The following is a 7573-nucleotide window of genomic DNA, read 5'->3' as shown; positions in this document are numbered from 1 at the left end:
CGGGCCTCGGCGCGGTGCCGGTTCCGCCCGTGGTGAGGGTCATCGTGTCCATGCCCCAACCGTCGCGGGCGGGACTGTGCCCTTCCTATGACATGACTTTGGTCCGGTCATGAGTGACCAAACCACCACAACAAGTCAGCCGGGGCGAAGAACCCGAGGACCCAGACCCCCGAACCACCACAACAACTCAGCCCCGGCGAAGAACCCGAGGTCCCGGACCCCCGAACCGCCACAACAACTCCGCCCCGGCGGAGAAGCCGAAGCCCCGGACCCTCGAACCGCCACAACAACTCCGCCCCGGCGGAGAAGCCGAAGCCCCGGACCCCTGAACCGCCACAACAACTCCGCCCGGGCGAAGCTGTCGTGGTCGGCCGGCCGGCCGTCGGTCGGTCAGGGGGCTGCGGGCAGGAGCAGGCTGAAGGTCGTGTCGCCGGGGCGGCTCTCGAGCTCGACGCGACCGCCGTGGGCCTTGCTCACCGCGGCGACGATCGACAGGCCCAACCCGGTGCTGCCACCAGCCCGCACGCGCGCGTCATCGCCGCGGGCGAATCGTTCGAAGACGTTGGGCTGCAACGAGTCCGGCACTCCCGGCCCGTCGTCGTGGACCGCGACCCGCACCCACTCGCCCTCCGGCCGCACCGACGTCGTCACCCGGGTGCCGTCCGGGGTGTGGGTCCGCGCGTTGGCGAGCAGGTTGGCCACGACCTGGTGCAGCCGGGCGCTGTCGCCCGTCACCTCGACCGGCTCGGGAGGCAGGTCGAGGTCCCAGTGGTGACCCGGGGACGCAGCGTGCGCGTCGCTCACCGCGTTGATGACGAGCATCGACACGTCCACGGGAGCCTCCTCGAGGGGACGGCCCGCGTCGAGGCGCGCGAGGAGGAGCAGGTCCTCGACGAGCGAGCTCATCCGGTTGGCCTCGGACTCGATGCGGACCATGGCGTGGGTCACCGTCGGGGGCACGGCGTCGGCCTCGCGACGGGACAGCTCGGCATACCCCTTGATCGACGCCAGCGGCGTACGCAGCTCGTGCGAGGCGTCCGCGACGAACTGCCGGACGCGCTGCTCGCTCTGGTGGCGGGCGTTGAGCGCCTCGTCGACGTGGTCGAGCATCTCGTTGAATGCCGCGCCGACCTTGCCGACCTCGGTCCGGGTGTCGGTGTCCGCGGGGTCGACCCGCTCGGCGAGCGCGACCTGGCCCGAGTCGAGCGGCGTCTGCGAGACCTTGGTCGCCGTCGTCGCGAGCCGACGCAACGGCTCGAGGTTGCGGCGCACGAGCCMGGTGCCGAGCACGGCCACGAGGATGATGCCCGCAGCCACGGTGCTGATCGCGAGAACGACCATCTGCTGCACGGTGCGATGCTGCTGCGCGACGGGCAGGCCCACGACGAACGTTCCGGTCGTGTCGGTCCGGGTCTGCGGGTTGACCAGAGATCCGACCGTCGACACGAGCCGGTAGGGGCCCAGGCCGTCGAGCGACACGGTCGTCGGCTGCGGCCCGAGGCCGGCGTTGCTGAGACCGTTCAGCTGGCTCGACGAGAGCGGGATGCGGGCGTGGCCGCTCGACGACGCGGTGCCGGCAGCCACGGGCACGTCCGGCGTCGGGGTCGTGGGGAAGAAGGCGATGAGCCCTTCGTCGCCAGGGCCTCGGGGGCCGCCGTCGCCCCGGTCCCCAAGGCCGGTGTCAAAGGGACGCCCATTGACGAGCTGGGAGACCGAGGTGCGCAGCTGGTCGTCCACCTGACCGGTGAGCTGCCGGTCGAGCGCGACGACGGTGAAGGCTCCGGTCGCGAGGCTGAGCACCGTGAAGAGCGCGAGCATCGACGCGACGAGCTTGGCGCGCAACGTCCACGCCGACCAGGGCCTCGTGCGGTCCCACGCGTCCATGAAGCGCTCGCGCAGGGACGCGCTCGACTGAGCCTCTCGGCCACCATCGCGGCCGGCGTCGTCGCCGCGCGTCGCGGCATACGGCCTCGGGCGACCGTCACCCGTGGCGGCGCGCTCGTCGGAGTCGTCGTCACGGAAGCCGACACCCTCGGAGAAGAGGTCGGGCCCGATCGCGCCGTCGGCGTCGGGGAGGTCCGCGGGGTCGGGCAGCTCGATGCCGGTGTCAGACGGCCGGCTTGAGGACATACCCAGCCCCTCGCATGGTGTGGATCATCGGCTCCCGTCCGGCGTCGATCTTCTTGCGCAGGTAGGAGATGTAGAGCTCGACGACGTTGGCCTGGCCGCCGAAGTCGTAGTTCCAGACGCGGTCGAGGATCTGCGCCTTGGACAGCACTCGCTTCGGGTTGCGCATGAGATAGCGCAGCAGCTCGAACTCCGTTGCCGTCAGGTGGATCTCCTCGCCGCCGCGCCGGACTTCGTGGCTGTCCTCGTCGAGGGTGAGATCGCCCACGACGAGGACGGAGTCGGAGGACGAGACGGCGATCGTCGTGCGGCGCATGAGCGCTCGGACGCGGGCGACGACCTCCTCGAGGGAGAACGGCTTGGTCACGTAGTCGTCGCCGCCGGCGGTCAGACCGGAGACGCGGTCCTCGACGGCGTCCTTCGCGGTGAGGAAGAGAACGGGCACGTTGCTGTTGTCGGCGCGCATGCGCCGGAGCACCTCCAGCCCGTCGAAGTCGGGAAGCATCATGTCGAGCACGACCGCGTCGGGGTCGAACTCCCGGGCCGCGCGCACGGCCTCCATGCCGGTGCCGGCGGCCCGCACCTCCCACCCCTCGTAGCGCAGCGCCATCCCGAGCAGCTCGGTGAGGTTCACCTCGTCGTCGACGACGAGCACCCGAACCGGTGAGCCGTCGAGTCGCTGGAGTCGCGCGGCCGCGGACTTGGTCTTCTCGCTCATGTCATCCAGTGAAACGCGCCGGACTGTGGGATGACCAGTACCTCCCTGTGCGATTCCTGTGGAGCCTCTGTCCCCGCGTCCCGAAGTCCCAGCGCCTCGACGGCTGCGCCACAGCGCTCGCACAGGGATCGGCCCGACCGTGATGTCCATGAGCAACGAGTCCAGCCCGCAGGTTCCGGCCGTGCCGTCGAGGCCCGAGCTCCCGCAGTTCGAACCGGGCCACCCGGCAGCCGTCGACGACACGCAGCAGCTCGCCTCCGCCCCCACGAGCGCGATGCCCGTGACGCCGCCTGCCAGGCCGTACGCGTATGCCGCGTATGCCGCATCGCCTGGCGAGGCGTCCCCGATCGCCGGGCCGGGGGTGCCGCTCTCACCCACCGGGCTCCCGCCGCGCGAGAGTGCCTCGGGAGCGGTGGCCACGGACGGCCCGCGATGGACCGCCAAGAAGACTGCCGTGACCGCCGGGCTCGCGCTCGTGCTCGCCTCCGCGGGCGCCATCGGCGCAGCGGCCGCCATGCCGGCCGGCTCGACCGGGGACGACTCGGGCTTCCGGGGTCCGGGCGGCGGCCGCAACTTCCAGTTCCCGGGTGGCCAGCAGAACCAGCAGAACCTGCAGAACCAGCAGAACCAGCAGGGGACGAGCCCCCAACAGCTGCCGAACCTGCAGAACGGGCTGCCCGGGGGTGGGCTCAGCGGCATCGACCCCAACCAACTGAGCCAGCTCGACCCGCAGGACCTGCTCCAGCAGCTCGGTCAGGACGACCAGAGCGGACAGGGCACGGACCCCTTCTCCGACGGTCAGGACGACTCCGCGTCCAGCACCTCCGGCGGCACGAGGACGACCTGAGCTGCAGTCCGGTCAGTGGCCGCGCAGCTGCGCGGCGTACTCCTCGAGCGCCCTCGTCGCCCGGTCGACCTCGTCCTCGACACGGGCGACGAGGGCTTCGTCTGCCAGCTGGCCTGCTGCGCCGAGGTCTTCCACCTGGAGGCACATGTCGGCGAGGACCGTGGCACCGAGGTTGGCCGCAGTTCCCTTGAGCGAATGGGCGATCCGGCCCTGGCTCTCGGCGTTCCCGTCGCGCGCCGCCTCGCGGATCTCGGCGATGCGCTGACGGGCGCCGGCACCGAAGCGGCCGATGAAGCGCAGGAGCATCGACGGGTCACCGGGGTCGAGCTCGTGCAGCTCCTCGAGCCGCCGCAGGTCGAGCACGCCGGCGTCCACCGCAGGTGCGGCCTGGGCGCTCGGGCCGGTGTCGGCTCCCGACGCGGCCACATCTGACGGGAGCACCGAGTCCGTGCCCGTCCAGCGCCGGAGGGTGGACGCGAGCAGCGAGACGTCGATGGGTTTGGTCAGGAAGTCGTCCATGCCCGCCTGCAGGCAGCGCTCCCGCTCGCCGGCGATGGCCGAGGCCGTCATCGCGATGACGGGCAGACGCCGACCGGGTGCCTCGCGAGCCCGGATCGCCCGGGTGGCGGCGTAGCCGTCCATCTGCGGCATCTGGCAGTCCATCAGGACCGCGACGAACTCGTCGCCCTGGGCTCGGTACGCCTCGACGCCCTCCGCCCCGTTGCCGGCGAGCCGTACGGCGTAGCCGAGGCTCTCGAGCACACCCTGGGCGACGAGCTGGTTGACCTCGTTGTCCTCGACGACGAGGACCGTGCCGAGGTGTCCGTCAGCTCCTGGCGGTGGGAGCACCGGCCGCAGCGACTCGGTCGCCAGCTGCCGTCCGACGACGTCGGCCATCGCGTCGAAGAGCGAGGAGGGCATGACCGGCGCGGTCAGGACCGTGTCGACACCGGCCTCCTTCGAGGTCGCGGCGTCGGGAGGTGGCACGTGCGCGCACGCGAGCACGACGCGTACGCCCGCGAAGCGCTCGTCGGAGCGGATCATCCGGGCGACCTGCAGGCCCTCGGTGCCCACGGAGGGATCGTCGAGGACGACGACGTCCATCGGGCTGCCGCCGCGGTCGGCCCTCTCGAGCTCGACGAGGCCGTCGACGCCGGAGGTTGCGGACGTCACCGACATGGACCAGGTGGTCAGCTGCTCCTCGACGCGCTCCCGGTGCGCCCGGTCGGCGCCGACGACGAGGACCCGGAGTCCGGACACCGCAGCGGCCTGCGACTGCGAGCGGCCGACGCTGTGCTTCGACGCCGGGTCGAAGGCCGCGGTGAACCAGAACGTGCTGCCGTGGCCGGGCTCGCTCTCGACACCGATCTCGCCGCCGAATGCCGTGACGATCTGCCGGCTGATCGCGAGGCCCAGGCCGGTGCCGCCGTACTCACGGGTCGTCGAGGAGTCACCCTGCGAGAACGACTCGAACAGCCGGGAGCGGACCTCGAGGGGGATCCCTGCACCGGTGTCGGTGACCTCGACCCGCAGCACCGGTCMCGCCGCGGTCAGGCGATCGAGGCCCAGGCGGACGACCACGCTGCCGGCGTCGGTGAACTTCACGGCGTTGGTCGTGAGGTTGGCGACGACCTGGCCGAAGCGCACCGGGTCGCCGGACACCAGGAACGGCACGTCCCGGCCGTGGGCGACGGACAGATCGAGCGACTTGGCACGAGCCCGCTCCCCGAGCAGCGCGACGCTGCGCTCGAGCACCGCGGCCGGGTCGAATTCGACCGACTCGAGCTCGAGACGGCCGGCCTCGATCTTCGACAGGTCGAGGATGTCGTTGACGAGACCGAGCAGCACGCGACCGGCCTGGTCGATGCCGTCGGACAGCCGCCGCTGATAGGGCGTCAGCTCGGTGCGCCCGAGCAGCTCGGCGAGCCCGATGACGCCGTTGAGCGGAGTGCGGATCTCGTGGCTCATCGTCGCGAGGAACTCGGACTTGGCGCGGGAGGCCTCCATGGCCGCGTCACGTGCGCGCGCCAGGCGCTCCGCCGTCCACTCGCGGTCCGCGACGCGGGCGAAGAGGGCGGTGATCTGCGAGATGGTCAGGGCGTCGGACGCGGCGGGCGGCGCGGCGCTGCGCATGTCGAGCACGACGACACAGGCCACCCGCCCCTCGTTGACGACCGGCACCGCCACGATCGTCGTGCCGTCGGGCGAGGACTCCGCGACGACCGACCGGCCGGCGGCTGCGCGGGTCGCGAACTCCATCCCGACCTCGATCGGCAGGGTGCTCGTCTCGGCACCCTCCTCCGCGCGGATCGGTTCTGCGAGGTTCCCGTCGGCGTCGACGACGGAGCCGAGCACCGGCCGCCACGTCGTGTGGCGGGCGACCTCGACGAGGATCGCGGGCAGCGCCTCGTCGAGCGTCGCGGACTCGTTGGCCGCAGTGGCCATGGCCGTCACGAGGCCGAGCGCCTGCTCGGCGTCCTTCTTCTCCGTGATGTCCTGGGTCGTGCCGCCCATCCGGATCGCGCGGCCCTCGGGGTCCCGGGTGACGAGACCCCTGCCACGGATCCAGGCGGTCTCGCCGCTGCTCCGCACGACCCGGGCATCGAACTCGAACGAGTCCTCGGACGCGAGCGCGGCCGCGACCAAGTGCGACACGTGGCCCCGGTCGTCGGGGTGGATGCGTGCGAGGAAGCCCTCGTAGGTCGGGGTGAGGTCGGTCCGGTCCAGGCCGTAGATGCGGTAGAGCTCGTCGGACCACGACACCAGGTCGGCGTCGACGTCCCACTCCCAGCTGCCGACCTTGGCGATCGACTGGGCCTCGGCCAGCTGGTCGAGCAGCTTGCGCTGGGCGCTGTGCTCGCTGACGCGGTGCATCCAGCCGCGGCGCGTTCCCGCTGCGTCGACGAGCGGGGTGTGCGACACGAGCGCCCAGAAGCGGTTGCCGTGCGCGTCGAGCAGGCTGCACTCGATGTTGTCGCCTGGCTCGCCCTTCGAGGCGAGCTCGTCGAGATGGCGGCGGAACTGGCCCTTGCCGACGTCGTCGACCGCGTCGAAGACCGAGAAGCCCACCATGGCGTCGGGATCGCGACCCAGCATCTCGGCCATTCGGGCGTTGGCGAAGATCGTGCGCCCTGCYTCGTCGAAGACCCAGAGCCCGTCGGGCGACGCCCCGACCATCCAGCGGTAGAGGTCGGCCTCGACACCGCTGGCCTCGTCCCGAACGTCCGACATGTCACGATCTTCGCGCATGCAGGGGCTCCGCGCCCGCATGTGCCCCGTTTCGTCACGGCAGCCCACCAGGTGAGGCTCGCCTACCGTGACACCCCCGGGGTCGGATGCAACGATCGGTGGCAACCCCGTGCCACCGGTGCACCACCGAGCGGCCCCACTGATCGGAGCAGCACGCATGTCCGAGGTCCGCGCGTCCGACGAGCCGACGCCGCTCGAGCCGAACCACGACCGAGACGAGCCGCACGAGGCGAACGTCGGGAACCGGCTCAACTGGTTGCGAGCCGGCGTCCTGGGGGCCAACGACGGCATCGTCTCGACGGCCGGCGTCGTCGTCGGCGTCGCCGGYGCGACCTCTGACAAGGCCGCCATCGTGCTCGCCGGCCTCGCGGCCCTGTCCGCCGGCGCCATGTCGATGGCTGCCGGCGAGTACGTCTCCGTCAGCACCCAGCGCGACTCGGAGCGTGCCCTCATCGAGCTCGAGACGCGCGAGCTGCGCGAGGACCCCGCGGGCGAGCTCGAGGAGCTGACCCGGATCTACCAGGCCAAGGGGATGCGTCGTGAGCTCGCGGTCGAGGTGGCACGCGAGCTCACGGCACACGACGCCCTGGCCGCCCATGCCGAGGCCGAGCTGGGCATCGACCCGACCGACC

Annotated in this window: 5 protein-coding genes; 2 read left to right on the top strand and 3 right to left on the bottom strand. The window is 71.7% G+C overall.

Annotated elements, in window-relative coordinates; translation table 11 throughout:
- Positions 1-390: 390 nt before the first annotated feature.
- Both AC1DP0_RS14700 and AC1DP0_RS14695 read right to left on the bottom strand, forming a co-directional pair.
- Positions 391-2130, bottom strand: a complete 1740-nt coding sequence (locus AC1DP0_RS14700) for a sensor histidine kinase (protein ID WP_478085321.1) — start codon at positions 2128-2130, stop codon at positions 391-393.
- Entirely contained in the window at positions 2108-2845 is a 738-nt protein-coding gene (locus tag AC1DP0_RS14695; protein WP_478085317.1) for a response regulator transcription factor, read from the bottom strand. Before AC1DP0_RS14695 ends, AC1DP0_RS14700 begins: the two co-directional genes overlap by 23 nt.
- A gap of 148 nt (positions 2846-2993) precedes the next feature.
- On the opposite strand from AC1DP0_RS14695, the gene AC1DP0_RS14690 reads away from it, so the two are divergent.
- Positions 2994-3692, top strand: a complete 699-nt coding sequence (locus tag AC1DP0_RS14690) for a hypothetical protein (RefSeq protein WP_478085315.1) — start codon at positions 2994-2996, stop codon at positions 3690-3692.
- A 12-nt stretch (positions 3693-3704) separates the two neighbouring features.
- On the opposite strand, the gene AC1DP0_RS14685 is transcribed toward AC1DP0_RS14690, so the two are convergent.
- Complete coding sequence (locus AC1DP0_RS14685; protein WP_478085313.1) at positions 3705-6923, bottom strand: response regulator; 3219 nt, start codon at positions 6921-6923, stop codon at positions 3705-3707.
- Positions 6924-7098: 175 nt separating this feature from the next.
- Between AC1DP0_RS14685 and AC1DP0_RS14680 the strand changes: the two genes are divergently transcribed.
- Positions 7099-7573, top strand: a 475-nt coding sequence (locus tag AC1DP0_RS14680) for a VIT1/CCC1 transporter family protein (protein WP_478085311.1), incomplete at its 3' end; no start/stop codon positions are given.

This window comes from Terrabacter sp. P5_B1, from assembly GCF_056400505.1.
Note: the sequence above shows the minus strand (reverse complement) of the source record. Positions and strands in the feature narration are given on the sequence as shown.